Below are 18,681 nucleotides of genomic sequence, written 5' to 3' on the forward strand. Positions count from 1 at the left end.
ATTTAATGTATTATGGCGACCGATTTTGGTTGTAGAACTAGGGATATACCTACTCGTGAAAGTTTTAACATATTTTTTTAGTGCTTTTATACTGCTTTGTAGTCTTAGCGCAACGGCTTTTACGCCAACCGCCTCTCAAATTGAGCAATTTAAAAAACTGCCAAAAGCTCAACAAGAAGCGCTTGCTAAACAGTATGGTGTAGATGTATCTACAATCACCGGAACAAGCCAATCTAATGCTCAAAATAGTGATGAGCAGCAATCAACTATTGGTGAACGCCCGGAACAAGAAACAACAGACTTAACCGATGAAGAGCGTTTTAAGCCAAAAACAGACGAATTAAAACCATACGGTTATGAGTTATTTGCTGGCGAGCCTACCACCTTTATGCCAAGCGAAAATGCAGCAGTACCCGATACTTATATAGTAGGGCCTGGCGATCAATTAAAAATAAGCTTTTACGGAAAAGAAAGCGACAGTTTTGATGTAACTGTTGACCGTGAAGGCCGAATAAGCATTCCTGATTTAAGCCCGGTAGAAGTTGCCGGCTTAACGTTTGCCGAAATTAAAGATTTAATAAAAGTAAAAGTAGAACAAGAAGTCATAGGCGTAAAAGCTTTTGTATCACTTGGGCAGCTTCGTAGTATGCGTATTTTAGTGCTTGGTGAAGCGTATAAACCAGGTAGTTATAGTGTTTCTTCGTTGACAACGGTATCGCATGCACTGTTTGTAAGTGGTGGTGTGTCGGATATTGCCTCGCTTCGTAATATTCAAGTTAAACGCGCCGGTAAGGTTGTTGCTAACTTTGATTTGTATGACTTACTTATTAAAGGCGATAGCAGCAATGATATAGTATTAAAGCCGGGTGATGTTGTGTTTGTTCCTCCTGTAGGTGCACAGGTTCGCGTTGAGGGTTTAGTTAAACGCCCTGCAATATTTGAGCTAAAAAAAGGCGAGTCTGCAAAGCAATTGCTAACGATGGCCGGTGGCCTTAAGCCCGGTGCATATGCTAAAAATGCTGTGGTGGAGCGCTTTAATTTTGACCGCAAAGAAGTTCTTTCTGTCGATTTTTCTAAATCACAAATAAACTATATCCCGCAAGATGGCGATCGTATTCGTTTTAATTCAGTTAGCTCACAATATCAAAACTCTATAAGCCTAATTGGTGCGGTAGCTCGCCCTGGTAATTATCAGTGGCATCAAGGTAAGCGTATTTCTGATGTTTTAAAATCAGTACGTGGAGACTTACTCCCACAAGCCGATCTAAGCTATGGCTTAGTGATCCGCGAAATAAACATTAATGGTGATATAGAAGCGCACCAGTTTGATGTAGCACAAGCGATAATAAAAAACCCTGAAAATAACCTAGCGCTAAAAGCGAATGACAAAATTGTTGTATTCAGCCGTTTTGAAGAAAAAGAAGCTGAAAAATCAGCACTTGCTAATATGGCACTAAGTCAAGAACAGCAAGAGCAACAGCAAAAAGCAGAACAATGGCATAAGTTCGAGCAAAAACAATTTGAAAAATACGTTGGTATTAGTCAACAAGACGACAAGTTTGTGATTGATGAAAATAAAGCACTAACTATTGCTGAAATTTCTAAACGTAAAGCCAAGGAAGAAGCAGAGCAAGAGCTTAAACCAGAAGACTACGCATTATTTAGTCGTCATAACTTACTTGCACCAATTATTGCCAAGTTTAAACAACAGGCTTCTGTGAGCCAAGCTATGCAGCTTGTTGAAATTAGCGGTAACGTAACTTTCCCAGGTATTTACCCATTAATGGTAGGCGGTGAGGTGCGTGATTTAGTAACAGCGGCAGGCGGCTTACTTGAGTCTGCTTATGTTAAGCAAGCTGAAATAACGCGTATTGTAGCAAGTGATGCCTCTAAAATAGAGCACTTACGCTTAGACCTTGAAAGTGCAATGCGCGGCGACTTACAAAGTAATATTACATTACAAAGTAAAGACAGCATTAACGTGTTTGCTATCCCAAATTGGCAAGAAAACGTAAAAGTAGAACTTAAAGGTGAGCTTAGATTCCCTGGTACATATACTATCCGTCGAGGTGAAACGCTCACTGAATTACTTCAGCGCGCAGGTGGTTTTTCTGAGTTTGCAGAGCAAAAAGCAGCAATATTTACTCGGGCATCAATCAAAGAGCAAGAGCAGGAGCAGTTAGCGCGTTTATCAACAGAACTACGCCGTGACATAGCTTCAAAGAGCTTTCAAAATTCAGTAAGCAGTAACACACTTTCGTACGACGAAATGAACATGCTACTAAATGATTTAGCAAGTGTAGAAGCAGTAGGGCGTTTGGTAATCGATTTACCACTCATTGTTGAAAATAAGCAAAACTTAGTTCTTCAAGATGGTGATGTTTTATATGTACCAAGCAAGCGTGATTCAATAAGTGTTATTGGCGAAGTTAACTACTCAACCTCACATTTGTATAAAACTGGCGTAAGTGTTGATGACTATATAGATCTAAGCGGTGGCCTGAAAGAGCGTGCTGACGAAGATAGTATTTACATCATTAAAGCAAATGGCTCGGTAAAAATACCTCATACCGGCGGCTGGTTTGCAGCTAATAATTCAGAACAGTTAGAGCCTGGCGATACAATTGTGATCCCTATGAACGCAGACCATATGGACAAACTGACTTTATGGAGTACTGCAACTCAAATACTTTACCAATTAGGTGTAGCAGTAGCCGCAATCAGCAGCATATAAGTGATGGTTTTTTAAATCTGTTTATCTAATTTGAATAATTTAAGTGAAAATTAAGTAATGACTAAACATAATATAAAAGGTGAGTATGAAACAGGGGTTTCATACAACCAAGATGATGAATTAGATATGCGTGATTTGATCGCCAGCATATGGCGTGGAAAGTTACTTATAATTATTGTGTCGAGTATTTTTGCAGTATTGTCTGTTTTTTATGCTATTAATTTACCAAATATTTATAAAGCAGAGGCTGTACTTATTCCTGCTGAGTCTAAACAATCAAATGGATTAGCAGGCTTAGCAAGTCAATTTGGTGGCTTAGCTGGTATTACAGGTGTTGACCTAGGCGGTGGCGGAGCTGATAAAACTAAGCTCGCACTTGAAATTCTTCAATCGCGAAAGTTTACAAGCAGTTTTATAGAAAAGCACTCAGTACTACCTGAGTTGATGGCAGCCAAAAGCTGGAGTATTGACAGTGGTGAGCTGTCATATAATGAAGAAATTTATTCTGTTTCAGAAAATAAGTGGTTAAGAGAAGTTAAAGCCCCTAGAAATGCTGAGCCTTCGATGCAGGAAGCTTATAAAGTTTTTTCTAAAATAGTCAGTACAAACTCAGATCCAGAGAGTGGGACTATTACACTTTCTGTAGAGCATATATCTCCATTAGTGGCTCAACAGTGGGTTGATTGGTTAATTGAAGATATAAACTTAGAGGTTAAGCAGCGTGATGTAACTGAGGCTGTTAAAAGCACCGAGTTTTTAACGGAGCAACTTGATAAAACAAGAATTTCAGATATTCGAAGTGTCTTATACAAGTTAGTGGAAGAGCAAACAAAAACAATTATGTTTGCTAATGTACGTGATGAATATGTATTTAAAACTATAGATCCTGCGGTTATTCCTGAAGAAAAGTTTAAACCTAGACGAGCAATAATTTGTATTGCAGGTACTCTATTAGGTTTCATTCTCAGTTTTTTCTTTTTAGTTATTCGTTTTTTTCTCAAACAAAAATAAACCTAAAAAGTTTTAAGCTTCATACGAGTTAGAGCTTTTTTAAATTCTAGCTCTTTTTATATGTAACTCAAAGGCATGATGATGAGTACCAATGAACCATTAGTAAGTGTAGTAATCCCAACGTTAAATAGGACTACAATGCTTACACGCGCTATCGATTCAGTATGTCAACAAACATATAAGAACATTGAAATTATAGTAATAGATGACTGCTCAGACGCCCCTGTTAAATTAGACAACCTTTCTTCCAAAACTCCTATACATATTTCAAGAAATGAAAAAAGATTAGGAGGAGGAGCTTCTCGAAATAAAGGTGCTAAATTAGCTAAAGGTCAATATATTGCATTTCTTGATGATGATGATCATTACCTTACAGATAAAATTGAATTCTTACTTGCTAAATTATTAGCACAGCCTAACTTAGTTGCAGTGTTTGGACACGTTAAAGGCAGTGGTAATAAGCCTAAACATCTTGTGGACAATACATACATCAATAGTTTTCATGCTATTGGAGGGCTACATACTAACGGTTCATTAATTAAGAAAAGAGCTTTTGACGATATCATGTTTTTAGAGACTCTCCCTAAGTATCAAGATACTCAGCTGCATATGGAGCTTATAAAAACTAACAAAACTAAATATTTTGAGCATACTGTAGCTTTATGGAATAAAGATCACGGAGAAGGACAGATAACAGATTTAAAAAGTGTAAAGCAACATATTAAAGGGTTAAAAGCTTTTTATTTATTAGAAGAGTACATAAATAGCAAGTATAAACTTTTGTATTCAGAGTATTTATATTTAATGAAAAATAAAGTTTACCTTTTGAGTAAGTGTAAAAAAAAGGACTTAGTCAAAAATAATATTTCATATACGTGGTACGAAAGTATCTTGCTTTTTATTGCAGGCATGTATGTTAAATTCAAACGTTAAAAGCTTTTTTTTATATCTACTCTTCCTAGTTGGCAGTTTTTTTTCTCCAGTATTTTCATTTATATTGTTCTCGTGTGTTGTTCCGTTTTTTTTAAATAAGAATAACTATACTTTTATAGTGTTTTTATTTTCATTGTTTTTTATTTTTTATGGAATGGCCATGGACCCGGTGTCATATATCGGTGATTATTCAAGGTACTATTTATCTTTTTACAAACCAGACATACATATACTAGCTACAGGTAAATTGTATCGATACAGTGTTTTTAATCTACTACAGTCTTTAGGTATGGGGCCTCAATTTTATACGGGGCTTTCGCTATTTTTAAACTATTTTATAGTGTTAACTGTAAGCTTAAAGTTTGCTGTTTTATTCTCATTTAATAGAAATAAAAAATTGTTGTTTTTCTTTTTGATAGCCCTTATAAGTATGCCTAGTACTGCCATAGGTAACTTTGAGTCGATGCTTTCTTTTTCATTGAGTTATATAGCGTTATATTTAATTTGTACTCAAAGGAAAAAGGCCGCTTTGGCGTTTGTTATTATTGCACCTTTAATACACCCTGCGGCTATACTTTACTCTGTAATGTATATTCCTGTATTTATATTCAAAAATTCCTTTCATAAATACAAAACAATTTTTTCATTATTGCTTGTTTTAGGCATTACTGGCTTCTTATTTACACCTTTAGCAAGCGTGCTACCTTTTTTAGACCATATACAAAGAAAGCTTATGACCTTTCTGACTGGTCCGTGGAGCGAGTATATAGAAAGGCGAGATTTTGAATTTATTTTAATTGCATTAATTAAATTAATTGTATTCGCTTTTTCTATTTATAGAATTAGACAGGTTTATATCAAAAAATTCAAGTTCATGTATGGAACTGCTCAGCTTAATGATAAAAAAGAATATGCAATAAAAATGCTATACAGTGTAAGTTTATATATGTTTCCAATTATATTTTTAGCTATATTTTCTAGGACATTAGCTGAGCGATATATTTACTTTGGTATGTTTTTCTTTTTTCCGGTTGTTATACTTGCTGCAGAAAATTTAAAGATATTTATGAATCGTTTTTTTGTATATTCAATGATATTTATTATCTTTTTACTACCACAAAATATCATAGTGTTTGGTGTACTTGCTCTTAAATCAACAACGCAAGAATCACTTTCAAACAATATGCATGAGCTCTTGTATAAAGAATATGACAAAGCTCCAGAACCCGGCGGAAGATTATAAAAGGATTCAAAATGATAGCTGTTTATGTTGATAATTATGATAGAGCCACTTTTTTCTATCGATTAGCTAAAGGTGCAAATAATAAGCGTTTTCTTTTCTTTACTACAAAGTATTCTGTTTACCAGTTTTTAAAAAGCGACTTTGAAGTCGTATTATTTAATGCTCACTCAAAGTATCTAAATGATGCCAATGCATTGGCTGACAGTGATTTCTTAAACTTGACATATGTTTACCGTGGTAGCCAGTCTTTAGAACATGCTAAATCTGTTTATCAAATGATCAGTGCTCAGTTGATTAATCAGCAATTAAATTACGATCATATAGAAGTTGCGATCGTTTTTAATGGTAATTCAGCGTCGCAAAAGGCTTTTATAGATCATTTTTCAGGACGAAATGTTAAAACACTCTTTAGTGAAATTAGTAATTTACCTGGGAAGGTTATATTTGACAGGTTAGGAGTAAATGCTAAATCAAGCTTATTTTTCGATGCTCATCAATTAGACATGCTTCCTTCAATCGCACCTGAAAAGCACAAGCAATGGATTAAGGTTTATGAGGATTACAAAAATAATCCTATTCCTCAAGGTAAGCTAGAACCTAAATTTATAAAAGCTTACATTACTGATTATTTAAGTAGTTTTCTTGGTAAAGGTATACGTGAGGAAGACAAGGTTTCTTTATTAAAAAAAGTGACCGCTGTATTGAGGCTATTTCGCTCTAAATCTAGTTCAGATCTAACTTACGATGATGCAGACCTAAATTGCGATTATATTTTTTTTCCAACGCAAGTAAGGTATGACTCTCAACTAATTTTAAATAGCGATATAAATAACCAGCAAGCTATTGAAAAAGCAGTTTTATTAGCCAAAGAGCATGGCTGCAAGCTTTATGTGAAAATTCATCCAGCGGAAACGGATCCTGAAATCCTAAAAGACTATATATCGCTTAAGAATAAATATGATTTTTTAATAGTTAACTCTAATACGACTGAGCTAATTAAAAGTGCCAAAGTAGTTACTACCATAAACTCTACTATTGGACTAGAAGCGCTTATTTATAATAAAGAATTAAAAGTATACGGACGAGCAATTTACAGTGACTTCGACTTTTCTAGGATACTTAGCTATATACATAACTATCTGGTAGATTTTGACTATTTTTCAGATGAATTAATAAGTGAAAAAGAACTTAATAAGCTGCTCTCGTTAGCAAGTAAGTAAAATCCTAAGTAAGGCCATTGTGTATTTAGGTAACTGTGTTTATAGGACAGATGAATGAATGATTTTTCGGTTTTAATGTCGATATATGATAAAGAAAACCCTACATATTTGCATGCATGCTTGGAAAGCTTATATAGCCAAACCGTGAAGGCGTCTGAAGTAGTACTTGTACTCGATGGCCCTATTAAGCAAAGCTTAATAGAAGTTATAAATAAATGGCAGCCTTTGCTTAATATAATATTAGTCCCTTTACAGGTAAATGTAGGCCTAGGAAATGCTCTGAACGAAGGGTTGAAGGCATGCTCTTACGAACTTATCGCTCGTATGGACACTGACGACTTATGTTTAGCAGATCGTTTTGAGAAGCAACTAGCTATATTTAAAGAAAAGCCATCAATTACCCTTTGTGGATCATTTATTGATGAGATTGAGTGTGAAAGTACTAACTATATAGCGACTCGTAATGTAAAAGAATTTAATGATGATATTATTAAAAACTGCATTTCACGAAATCCATTCAACCATATGAGTGTCATGTTTAAAAAAAGCGCGGTTATCTCTGTGGGCAGTTATAAGCATATGATCTCGATGGAAGATTGGTATTTATGGTTACGTATGCTTAGTCGAGGTTACGAAGGGTACAACATACAGCAAACACTAGTAAAGGCACGTGCAGGTAAAGAAATGATGGCACGGCGCACTGGCTTTAAATATGTAACCTACGAGGCTAAGCTTGCTAAGCAGAAAGCGAAGCTATTTCCTCAGTATGCTTTAAAATCGTATTTTTATTTTATAGTCAGATCGTTACCACGATTATTACCGCAAAAATTACTTTACCTAGTCTATCTTTTTTCTCGAAAGGTAAACTAATTAATAATATTATCAAAGATAGAGAATTTATATGAAAGTAGCAGTTACAGGTGCAACTGGCTTTATAGGTAAAGAGCTCCTTACAGGATGCCCTAGTGACATTGAACTGTTAGCATTAACCAGAAAAAGCATAAAATTAAGTGATTACATTAAATACGATGATTTATTTAACGTTAAAGCTCAGGACTTAGTTGGGTGTGAGTCGTTTGTTCATTTAGCTGGTGTAGTCCACATAAGTGGTACCGATTCTGAAATATACACTCGATACAATACTAAACTAGTCTCTCATTTAGCTAATGAAGCCGTTAAAGCAAATATAAAGCGTTTTATTTTTGTAAGCACTATAGGTGTTAATGGTATCAGTTCTGGTGAAACGGCTTTCAAGCCTTATGATAAAGCAAATCCACATAATGATTACGCTACATCGAAGTATAATGCTGAAATAGAACTACAAAATATAGCGAATAATACGGACTTGGAAATAGTGATCGTTAGACCTGTCATGGTTTATGGCAAAGAAGCTCCCGGTAGCTTTAGGCTACTGTTAAAAACGATCTCGAAATTTGCTATATTACCTTTTGGGTTAGTAAAAAATAAACGCAGTTTTATATCAGTACACAACTTAGTAGATTTTATATATCTATGTTTAAAACATGAAAATGCGAAAGGACAAATATTTTTAGCATCTGACAATCAACAGGTCTCAACCAAAGAGTTTACAAACTCTATTGCGGCTGGATTGAATAAAACTATATTTCAGTTACCTATTCCTATTTTTTTAATGAAATTTGCATTTAAGTTGCTAGGAAAACAATCTTTAAATAAGCAGTTGTTTGATAATCTAGAAGTCGATTCGAGTAATATGCATGAATTACTAGGTTGGAAACCCGTATTTACAATGGATGCAGCAATGCGCCAATTAACTAGAGAAAAACATGATTAGGATACTTGACTTATTTTTAGCGCTTTCTGGCTTAATTATTACAATGCCTTTTTTGATTATATTGTATGTAATTGGCTTTTTTGACACAGGCTCACCTTTGTTTATGCAAGAGCGTGTAGGTCGAAATAAAAAACCGTTTACCTTGGTAAAGTTCAGAACAATGAACGTAGATACAGCCTCTGTAGCAAGCCACTTAGCAAGTACAGCATCTATCACACAATTTGGTGGCTTTTTACGTAAAACAAAATTAGATGAGCTGCCACAACTTTGGAACGTACTTAAAGGCGAAATGAGCTTAGTTGGGCCACGCCCAGGCTTGTTTAATCAAGAAGAGCTCACTCAAGCTCGCGATGCTAAAGGTATCTACAATGTACGTCCAGGTGTAACAGGTTTAGCGCAAGTAAATGAAATCGATATGTCGACTCCTGAGTTGCTAGCTGAAACCGACGAAAAAATGATCGCTACATTAAGTCTCAAACATTACTTTATTTATATACTACAAACCGTAACAGGAAGCGGCAGTGGCGATAGAGTCAAGTAGCCAATCTCTCATACACAAACTTACAAAAAGTAACCAAATACCTAAAGACTATATAATATTTTACTTATAGTCTTTAGGTATTAAGTACAATAGTTATTCATCTTGTAGTAAAATTGTAATCAATAGAGTAGCAGTTTCACTGCTAGTTTCAGGGAAATGTATTGTGTTTTTAAAATTCTTAGTTGATTTACCTCGCCCTCAAAAAAGAATCGTATCTCTTGCTGTAGATAGTATCTTTATTGTTGTAGCTTTTTGGCTTGCCTTTTTACTTCGGCTTGATAGCACTGCTGTTTTAAAAAATACACACACATGGATATTACTAGCAACAGTACTTCCATTGAGCTTACTTAGTTTTGTAAAACTTGGCTTATACCGAGCAGTGCTTCGCTATATGAACACGCAAGCTATTTGGGCTATTATCGCTGGTGTTGTACTCTCTACCGTTTACTTTACTGTTTTGTCTTTCTTTTTAAGCGCTCCTGTTCCACGCACAGTACCTTTTATATATGCTAGTTTTTGTATTTTATTTGTAGGCGGGGCAAGGCTAACTGTTCGTGCAGTGGTTGGGCAAATAACCATGCGCCGTAAAGAGGGCGTAATAATATACGGGGCTGGTTCAGCAGGGCGCCAGCTTGCAACTGCCTTAGCTAATGGCCCTGAATACTCACCTGTTGCCTTTATTGATGACGATCCTAAAAAGCATTTAGCATTAATTCAGGGTGTGTGTGTGCATGCGCCATCACAAATTGCCGATATCGCAAAGCAAAAGTCAGCTAATAAAATTTTACTTGCTTTGCCCAGCGCTTCTCGTAGCCGTCGTAAAGAAATATTAAATGCAATTGAAAAGTTTAAGCTACAAGTTATGACAATACCTGGTATGGCAGATATTGTATCCGGTACAAATAACCTTGACGAAGTAAAAGACGTAGAAATTGATGATTTACTAGGGCGCGATTCCGTGATGCCTCGAGGTGATCTGATGTCAGCAAATATCACTAATAAAGCTGTTATGGTTACTGGCGCAGGGGGATCTATAGGATCGGAACTATGTAGGCAAATAATTAAAAATAACCCTACAAAAATAGTACTTTTCGAACTTTCTGAATTTGCTCTATATGCAATAGAAAAAGAGCTTACAGAGTACTGCGCCTCGAATAGTTTAAACGTAGAGATCCTACCTATTTTAGGCTCGATCCAAAATAAAAAGCTTGTTGAATCAACATTCTCGACCTTCAAAATTCAAACGGTTTACCATGCTGCGGCTTATAAGCATGTACCATTAGTAGAGCATAATGTTGTAGAAGGTGTACGTAATAATGTTTATGGTACTTATAACGTTGCTACCGCAGCAATAAACGCAAAAGTAGACACCTTTGTACTAATTTCGACAGATAAAGCTGTTAGGCCAACTAATATTATGGGTACTACAAAACGGATGGCCGAATTAGTACTGCAAGCTCTTTCTGATGAGCAAAGTAGTACGCGTTTTACAATGGTTCGTTTTGGTAATGTTTTAGGTTCTTCAGGCTCTGTAGTGCCGCTTTTTAGAAAACAAATTAAAGCAGGTGGCCCAATCACGTTAACCCACCAAGATATCACTCGTTATTTCATGACTATTCCTGAAGCTGCACAGCTAGTAATACAAGCTGGAGCTATGGGGGTGGGCGGCGACGTATTTGTTCTAGATATGGGCGAGCCGGTTAAAATAAAAGATTTAGCGACTAAAATGGTTCATCTTTCAGGGCTAGAAGTTAAACATAAGAAACGCCCTAACGGAGATATTGAGATTAAGTGTACAGGGTTACGTCCAGGTGAAAAACTGTTTGAAGAGTTACTCATTGGAGATAATGTAACTGGTACAGAGCATCCAAGAATATTGAGTGCACAAGAGATTAAAATGCCTTGGACTGAGCTTGAGTCTTTCTTAGATAAACTTAAAAATTCATGTGATGATTCTAATCATGTAGAAATTAGACGGCTTCTTTTATCTGCCCCAACAGCTTTTACCCCTACAGATGATATATGTGATTTAAACTGGAAAGAAAATGCAGTGGGAAAAACAAACATATCAATGTTGCCAATAGCAAATGAGAAGTTTTAGAAAATAGATGAAATGTTATAAATACGTGATTTATAAATTTTCTTTATTATATAATTTAGTATTAAACACGAAAAACTGGAAAATTAATGAAAAGCATACTTGAACTAATAGGTAGAAATAAACCCTTATTCTTAAATGATTTAGAAGTGTTTGATAATGAGCTAAAAGAAATAGTAAACGAGTCAAAGTTTCTTGTTCTCGGAGGTGCTGGTTCCATAGGCCAAGCTGTTACTAAAGAAATATTCAAACGCAACCCTAAAAAGCTTCATGTTGTTGATATTAGTGAAAATAATATGGTTGAGCTTGTTCGCGATGTTCGCAGCTCGTTTGGGTATATTGACGGTGATTTCCAGACTTTTGCGCTTGATATTGGTTCAGTCGAGTATGATGCATTCATAAAAGCTGATGGGCAGTATGACTATGTATTGAACTTATCAGCACTTAAACATGTACGCAGTGAAAAAGACCCATTTACATTAATGCGCATGATTGACGTAAATATATTTAATACTGATAAAACCATTCAACAATCGATCGATTGTGGCGCAAAAAAATATTTTTGTGTTTCTACCGATAAAGCGGCAAACCCGGTTAATATGATGGGAGCGTCAAAACGCATTATGGAAATGTTTTTAATGCGTAAAAGCGAGGAAATCGCTATTTCTACAGCTCGATTTGCCAACGTTGCTTTTTCAGATGGTTCATTATTACATAGCTTTAATCAGCGTATACAAAAACAACAACCTATAGTCGCACCTAGTGATATCAAACGCTACTTTGTTACCCCGCAAGAGTCTGGTGAATTATGTTTAATGTCTTGTATTTTCGGTGAGAATAGAGATATTTTCTTTCCAAAACTAAGTGAAGCGTTACATTTAATTACCTTTGCAGACATTGCTGTAAAATACCTCCAAGATCGTGGTTACGAACCTTTCCTATGTAAAACAGAAGACGAAGCACGAGAGCTGGTAAAAACACTACCCGCTCAAGGTAAGTGGCCCTGTTTATTTACTGAAAGTGACACCACTGGCGAAAAAGACTTTGAAGAGTTTTTTACCGACAGTGAAACACTAGATATGGAGCGTTTTGAAAATTTAGGCATTATTAAAAATGACGCAATTTTTGAGCAAGCTTTGTTAGCCGAATTTGAAGAAGCAATTACTCAAATGAAAACTGATAAATCTTGGACAAAAGATGAAATTGTGTCGCTTTTCTTTAAAATGATACCTGATTTCGGGCATAAAGAAACGGGCAAATACCTTGATGGTAAAATGTAATTAGGCAGATATATCATGACTAAACAGCTTGTTTCATTTGTAAAAGATCTCTACCAAACCAACGAGTTCATTCCTTTACACGCACCAACTTTCTCAGGGAATGAACAAAAGTATGTATCAGAAACAATTAGCAGCACATTCGTATCAAGTGTTGGTAAATTTGTAGATGACTTTGAAGCTCACATTGAAGATTATACCGGGACCGCAAAAGCCGTTGCGACTGTAAATGGTACTGCAGCATTGCATGCCGCGCTGTATATGGCGGGAGTTAAGAATAATGATATCGTTATTACTCAAGCCCTTACTTTTGTAGCCACCTGTAACGCATTACATCATATGGGAGCAGAACCGGCATTTGTTGATGTCTCACCTGTTAGCTTAGGGTTATGCCCTAAAGCATTGTCTACGTTTTTAGAGCAACACGCAGTGCTAACCGAATCAGGACCTATACACAAAACTACAAAGCAGCGCTTTCAGGCTGTTGTTCCAATGCATACATTTGGCCATCCTGTTGAGCTTGATGAGTTAATGGGTGTGTGTAACGAGTGGCGAATCGCTTTAGTAGAAGATGCAGCAGAAAGTCTTGGCTCTTTTTACAAAGGTAAGCACACCGGGACATTAGGTGACTTTGGCGCAATCAGCTTTAATGGTAATAAAATTATCACCACCGGTGGTGGCGGTATGGTTTTATGTAAAAGTATAGAGTCAGGACAGCATACAAAACATATAACAACTACTGCTAAAGTTCCTCACCCGTATGAATTCTTTCATGATGAAGCGGGATTTAATTATCGCATGCCTAACTTAAACGCGGCACTTGGCTGCGCGCAAATGGAAAACTTGGCCGAATTCATCGACAACAAGCGTGATCTTGCAAACTTATATGTAGATTTTTTTAAAGGATCTGACTTTAAATTTGTTACTGAGCCGAGCTACGCAAAATCAAACTATTGGTTAAATGCAATCATTTGTCCAAATCAAAGTGAACGAGAAAAACTATTAAAGCAGACTAATGCTGATGGCGTAATGACCCGACCAATTTGGCAATTAATGCATCGTTTACCTATGTTCGAAAAGGCAATGAGAGGCGATTTAAGCCATTCAGAGTTTATTGAGGCTCACTTAGTTAATATACCAAGCTCTCCAGTACAAAGTTTAGGCAAGTTGTAATGACAAAAAAAATAGCTGTATTTACAGGTACTCGAGCAGAGTATGGGCTGCTATATTGGCTAATAAAAGATGTTCAAAGTGATCCAGAGCTTACGTTACAGCTATTAGTATCAGGTATGCATTTATCATCTGAATTTGGTGAAACGTATAAACAAATAGAGCAAGATGGTTTCAGTATAGATGAGAAGATAGAAATTTTACTTTCGTCAGATACGGCCGTCGGTACCGCTAAAAGTATAGGGCTGGGTGTACTTGGATTTACAGATGCATTAAGTCGATTAAAGCCCGATGCGTTGGTCATTCTGGGTGACCGTTTTGAAGCACTTGCGGCCGCTCAAACCGCGATGATACTGCGTATTCCTATTTTGCATCTACATGGTGGGGAAGTCACTGAAGGTGCCTATGATGATGCTATTCGCCATGCCATTACTAAGCTGAGCTATTTACACGGAACCTCTACTGAGGAGTATCGGCAACGTGTTATACAGCTAGGTGAAGTACCTGAACGGGTTAAAAACATTGGTGCAATTGGCCTTGATCATTTAGCGCGTAGTAATTTTATGAGCGTAAATGAAATTGGCAACTCATTAAATTTTAATTTAAAACAGCCTTACTTTCTTGTTACCTATCATCCGGTAACGCTAGGTGAAGAGCCACCAGAGCAAAGCTTTATTGCATTACTCAATGCACTAGATGAGTTTAAAGATCATCAAATTATTTTAACCTATCCAAATGCCGATGATGGTGGTCGTCGTATAATTCCAATACTTGAAGGCTATGCTAAACAATATCCTAATAGAGTATGTGCAATACCTTCGTTGGGACAAAAGCGCTACCTAAGCACGGTCAAAAATGCCGCTGTTGTTATTGGAAACTCATCTAGTGGGATCATTGAGGTACCCGCATTTAATGTGCCTACAGTTAATATAGGCGAAAGGCAAAAAGGGCGTTTAGCTGCTAAATCTGTACTTAACTGCATAGCAACAAAAGCTGCTATTTCAGCAGCAATAACGACAGCTGTTACAGGTAGTTATAAAACTCCAGGCGAAACAATAATAAATCCATATGGCGCAGGTAATGCAAGCGCTCAAGCAATTCAAATGCTCAAATCTTTAGAATTTGAGCCGAGCAAATCTTTTTACGACTTAAAGCGAGAACCTCTATGACATTAATTATTGCAGAAGCTGGTGTTAATCATAATGGCAGTGACGATTTAGCTTTTTCTCTTGTTGACGCTGCGCATCAAGCTGGTGCCGATATAGTTAAATTTCAAACATTTAAAGCTAAAAACTTAGTGACTGAAGATGCACAGCAAGCAGAGTACCAAATTACTAATAGTGGTCAAAAAGAGTCTCAGTACTCAATGCTTAAGCGATTAGAGCTAAGCTATGAAACACATCATAAGTTGGTTAAATATTGCAATGATTTAGGTATTGAGTTTTTATCTACAGCATTTGATTCAGAGAGCCTATCGTTTTTAGTTGATGATTTAGGAATAACGCGCCTTAAGCTGCCATCGGGTGAAATTACAAACGCACCATTAGTGCTTGAACATGCTAGAACAGGCTGTGATTTAATTGTATCTACAGGAATGGCAACCCTTTCTGAAATAGAGCAAGTTCTATCGGTTATTGCTTTTGGTTATATAAACGCTGAGGGTAACCCAACAGATGAAACGCTACAGGCTGCATACTTTTCTGAGCAAGGTAAGCAGTTATTAAAAGACAAAGTAACGCTTTTACATTGCACAACTGAATACCCAGCACCGTTTAATGATATAAATTTAAATGCTATGGACACAATGAAAGATGCATTTAAGTTAAAAGTAGGTTACTCAGATCATAGTGCCGGTATAGTGGTACCTATTGCGGCTGTCGCCAAAGGAGCTACTTTAATTGAAAAGCACTTTACTGTTGATAAAGCATTACCAGGCCCAGATCACAAAGCATCTCTTGATCCTATCGAATTAAAAGAAATGGTTGATGGCATTCGCATAGTGGAAAAAATATTAGGTGATGGTATTAAAGGGCCGCGCCCATCTGAAGTTAAAAATAAAGCTGTGGCTCGTAAAAGTGTAGTGGCAGCACAAGCAATTAAACAAGGAGAGGTGTTCACTGCAGATAATTTAGCTGTAAAACGCCCCGGTGGCGGTATAGAGCCAATCAATTTTTGGAAGTTACTAGACTCTCCTGCAACTAGAGATTACTCAATAGGGCAGTTGCTCGATGAAAAATAAGCCACTTATTATAATTGGTGGGGGGGGGCATGCAGCTGTATTAGCAGAGACCCTTCTTAAGCAAAATAAAAAAATAGTAGGTGTAGTTGCACCTGAGTTAATAGCGGTCGGTAACGTCTTCGACAATATTGAATTGTTTCATAACGATGATGATATTCTTAAATTTAATCCTCAAGATGTTTTATTAGTTAATGGTATAGGTTCTATGCCGTTTAACTCCCTAAGAGAGGCGATTTATAATCGCTTTAAAAAACTAGGCTATGAGTTTGCCACAGTCATTGCTGATTCAGCCATCATATCAGACTATTCTGTAATAGGTTGCGGTGTTCAAGTAATGAATAACTGCGTAGTTAATTTCGGTGCTGCAGTTGGAGATAACACGATTATAAATACCTCGTCGTCAATAGATCACGATTGCACTATTGGCGCACATTGCCATTTAGCTCCGGGAACAACATTAAGTGGTCAGGTTGTAGTAGAAAATAATGTTCACATAGCTACGGGTAGCAATGTAATCAATAATATTACTATAGGCCGCAATAGTATAATTGGTGTAGGCGCAAATATAACAAAATCAATTCCAGCGAACTCAATTGTTTATGGTGCGCGCGCAATAGTTAAAGGATTAGAAAGTAATGACAGTTAATTGGCAAAAAGTAGTAATTGAGCCTTCAGTCTCAATCAAAGAAGCGTTACAAGTGATTGATAAAGAAGCGCTTAGAGTAGCACTCGTTGTTGATAACAATAAGCTAGTAGGCATGATAACGGATGGTGATGTACGAAGAGGTATTCTCAAGGGTATTGAGTTAACAGCCCCAGTAAATATGATTATGAATATAAGCCCTGTCAGTGCAAAAGCCTCGTTAAGCAGTAATGAGCTTAAGCAATTAATGCAATCTCGTAGAATATTATCTCTGCCGATAGTTGATAATAACAATGAATTAGTTGGTTTAAAAACACTTCACGAAACGCTAGTAATAGAGAAGCGTGAAAATCCAGTTTTTATAATGGCTGGAGGTTTTGGAACACGATTACGTCCTCTTACTGATAATTGCCCAAAGCCAATGCTAAAGGTGGGTGGTAAACCAATGCTTGAAACCTTGATAAATAATTTCAAGAACCATGGTTTTTATAAGTTTTATATTTCTACACACTATTTACCAGAAGTCATTATGGATTATTTTGGTAACGGCGATAACTTTGATGTTGAAATTACTTATGTGCATGAAGAAGAGCCGCTCGGTACTGGAGGAGCGCTCTCTTTATTGCCAGATGACTTGCCAAAAGAACCATTAATTATGATAAATGGGGATATTTTAACGAACGTCGATTTTTCCAAGGTGCTTGACTTCCATGTAAAGCAAGCAAGCGATGCAACCATGTGTGTGCGTGACTATGAAATTAAAATCCCCTTTGGAGTAATTGAAGGTGAAGGGCATGAGATTACGGCGATGGTAGAAAAGCCTACATACCGTTACTTTGTAAATGCAGGTATTTACATAATTTCTAATCATATTATTAATTCGCTTTCAAAAAATGAACGATTAGATATGCCAAGCTTATTTGAACAAAAACAAGGCGAAGGGCTTAAAACATTGAAGTTCCCGATTCATGAGTATTGGTTAGACGTTGGCCGTCATGATGACTTCCAAAAAGCACAACTGGATATTCATACCTTAGGAATTAATAATGATTAATGATAAAAAAATCTTAGCTATTATTCCTGCTCGTGGGGGAAGCAAGAGGTTGCCCAGAAAAAATATATTACCAATTGCAGGCAAACCACTTATCCAATGGACTATTGAGGCAAGTACTGCATCTAAGTACATAGATACAACGTTTGTTTCTACTGACAGCTCTGAAATCGCTAGCATAGCTATTGAACATGGGTTAAATGTCCCTTACCTTCGTTCTGATTCTCTATCAAGTGATATTGCTAGCAGTATGGACGTAATTTTAGATGCTATAAATAATTATGAACTTAAAGGTCATAGTTTTGATTTAGTATTATTGCTTCAACCAACTTCTCCTTTAAGGGACAATGAAGATATTGATGGAGCTATTGAGTTGTTTATTAAAAAATCTGCTGGGGCAGTCGTATCAGTAACTGAGTGCGACCATTCACCATTGTGGGCTAATGTATTACCAAGTGATTTTAACTTATCTGGCTTTATTCCCGATTCAGTATTAAAGACAAGAAGCCAAGATCTACCTACTTATTATAGACTAAATGGTGCTATTTATCTTTTTGAAGTCAAAAATGTTAAAAACGGTAATAGTTACTTATCGCTTCCAAATTCATTTGGATTTCCAATGAGTAAATCACATTCTATTGATATTGATGATGAAAATGATTTCATCATAGCTGAAGCTTTATTAGCTAGTCGTTGATTGCTAAGTCA

The 18,681-nt window shown here is 36.4% G+C and carries 16 protein-coding genes; all 16 read left to right on the forward strand.

The window, feature by feature from the left end; genetic code table 11:
• The first annotated feature begins 55 nt into the window (after positions 1-55).
• The 16 genes from J8L71_RS09770 to J8L71_RS09845 all read left to right on the forward strand — a co-directional run bounded on the left by J8L71_RS09770 (position 56) and on the right by J8L71_RS09845 (position 18,670).
• The gene (locus tag J8L71_RS09770) at positions 56-2,734 is read left to right on the forward strand and encodes an SLBB domain-containing protein (RefSeq protein WP_211000371.1); all 2,679 of its coding nucleotides are present in this window, start codon (positions 56-58) and stop codon (positions 2,732-2,734) included.
• A gap of 57 nt (positions 2,735-2,791) precedes the next feature.
• Positions 2,792-3,745, forward strand: a complete 954-nt coding sequence (locus J8L71_RS09775; protein ID WP_211000372.1) for a Wzz/FepE/Etk N-terminal domain-containing protein — start codon at positions 2,792-2,794, stop codon at positions 3,743-3,745.
• 81 nt (positions 3,746-3,826) lie between these two features.
• Positions 3,827-4,678: a glycosyltransferase family 2 protein gene (locus tag J8L71_RS09780; protein WP_211000373.1), complete on the forward strand. Its 852-nt coding sequence runs from the start codon at positions 3,827-3,829 to the stop codon at positions 4,676-4,678.
• 160 nt (positions 4,679-4,838) lie between these two features.
• On the forward strand, positions 4,839-5,921 hold the full coding sequence (locus J8L71_RS09785) for an EpsG family protein (RefSeq protein ID WP_211000374.1): 1,083 nt from the start codon (positions 4,839-4,841) through the stop codon (positions 5,919-5,921).
• Positions 5,922-5,932: 11 nt separating this feature from the next.
• Entirely contained in the window at positions 5,933-7,141 is a 1,209-nt protein-coding gene (locus J8L71_RS09790; RefSeq protein ID WP_211000375.1) for a hypothetical protein, read from the forward strand.
• Between the two features lie 54 nt (positions 7,142-7,195).
• Positions 7,196-8,011 (forward strand): glycosyltransferase, encoded by an 816-nt coding sequence (locus tag J8L71_RS09795; RefSeq protein ID WP_211000376.1) that lies wholly within the window; start codon positions 7,196-7,198, stop codon positions 8,009-8,011.
• 31 nt (positions 8,012-8,042) lie between these two features.
• Entirely contained in the window at positions 8,043-8,954 is a 912-nt protein-coding gene (locus J8L71_RS09800; protein ID WP_211000377.1) for an NAD-dependent epimerase/dehydratase family protein, read from the forward strand.
• Positions 8,947-9,495: a sugar transferase gene (locus J8L71_RS09805; protein WP_211000378.1), complete on the forward strand. Its 549-nt coding sequence runs from the start codon at positions 8,947-8,949 to the stop codon at positions 9,493-9,495. Before J8L71_RS09800 ends, J8L71_RS09805 begins: the two co-directional genes overlap by 8 nt.
• A 163-nt stretch (positions 9,496-9,658) precedes the next feature.
• Positions 9,659-11,596, forward strand: coding sequence for a nucleoside-diphosphate sugar epimerase/dehydratase (locus J8L71_RS09810; RefSeq protein ID WP_211000379.1), 1,938 nt, complete (start codon positions 9,659-9,661; stop codon positions 11,594-11,596).
• Positions 11,597-11,682: 86 nt separating this feature from the next.
• Positions 11,683-12,873, forward strand: a complete 1,191-nt coding sequence (locus J8L71_RS09815; RefSeq protein WP_211000380.1) for a UDP-N-acetylglucosamine 4,6-dehydratase — start codon at positions 11,683-11,685, stop codon at positions 12,871-12,873.
• A gap of 15 nt (positions 12,874-12,888) precedes the next feature.
• On the forward strand, positions 12,889-14,043 hold the full coding sequence (locus J8L71_RS09820; protein ID WP_211000381.1) for a LegC family aminotransferase: 1,155 nt from the start codon (positions 12,889-12,891) through the stop codon (positions 14,041-14,043).
• Entirely contained in the window at positions 14,043-15,209 is a 1,167-nt protein-coding gene (gene neuC / locus J8L71_RS09825) for a UDP-N-acetylglucosamine 2-epimerase (protein WP_211000382.1), read from the forward strand. The genes J8L71_RS09820 and neuC overlap by 1 nt, the downstream gene beginning before the upstream one ends.
• The gene (gene neuB, locus J8L71_RS09830; protein WP_211000383.1) at positions 15,206-16,279 is read left to right on the forward strand and encodes an N-acetylneuraminate synthase; all 1,074 of its coding nucleotides are present in this window, start codon (positions 15,206-15,208) and stop codon (positions 16,277-16,279) included. The genes neuC and neuB overlap by 4 nt, the downstream gene beginning before the upstream one ends.
• Entirely contained in the window at positions 16,269-16,925 is a 657-nt protein-coding gene (locus J8L71_RS09835) for an acetyltransferase (protein WP_211000384.1), read from the forward strand. Before neuB ends, J8L71_RS09835 begins: the two co-directional genes overlap by 11 nt.
• Positions 16,915-17,976: a nucleotidyltransferase family protein gene (locus J8L71_RS09840; RefSeq protein WP_211000385.1), complete on the forward strand. Its 1,062-nt coding sequence runs from the start codon at positions 16,915-16,917 to the stop codon at positions 17,974-17,976. Before J8L71_RS09835 ends, J8L71_RS09840 begins: the two co-directional genes overlap by 11 nt.
• Entirely contained in the window at positions 17,969-18,670 is a 702-nt protein-coding gene (locus J8L71_RS09845) for an acylneuraminate cytidylyltransferase family protein (RefSeq protein ID WP_211000386.1), read from the forward strand. The genes J8L71_RS09840 and J8L71_RS09845 overlap by 8 nt, the downstream gene beginning before the upstream one ends.
• Positions 18,671-18,681 lie beyond the last annotated feature (11 nt).

Source organism: Pseudoalteromonas sp. MMG007 (assembly GCF_018100985.1).
Lineage (GTDB): Bacteria > Pseudomonadota > Gammaproteobacteria > Enterobacterales > Alteromonadaceae > Pseudoalteromonas.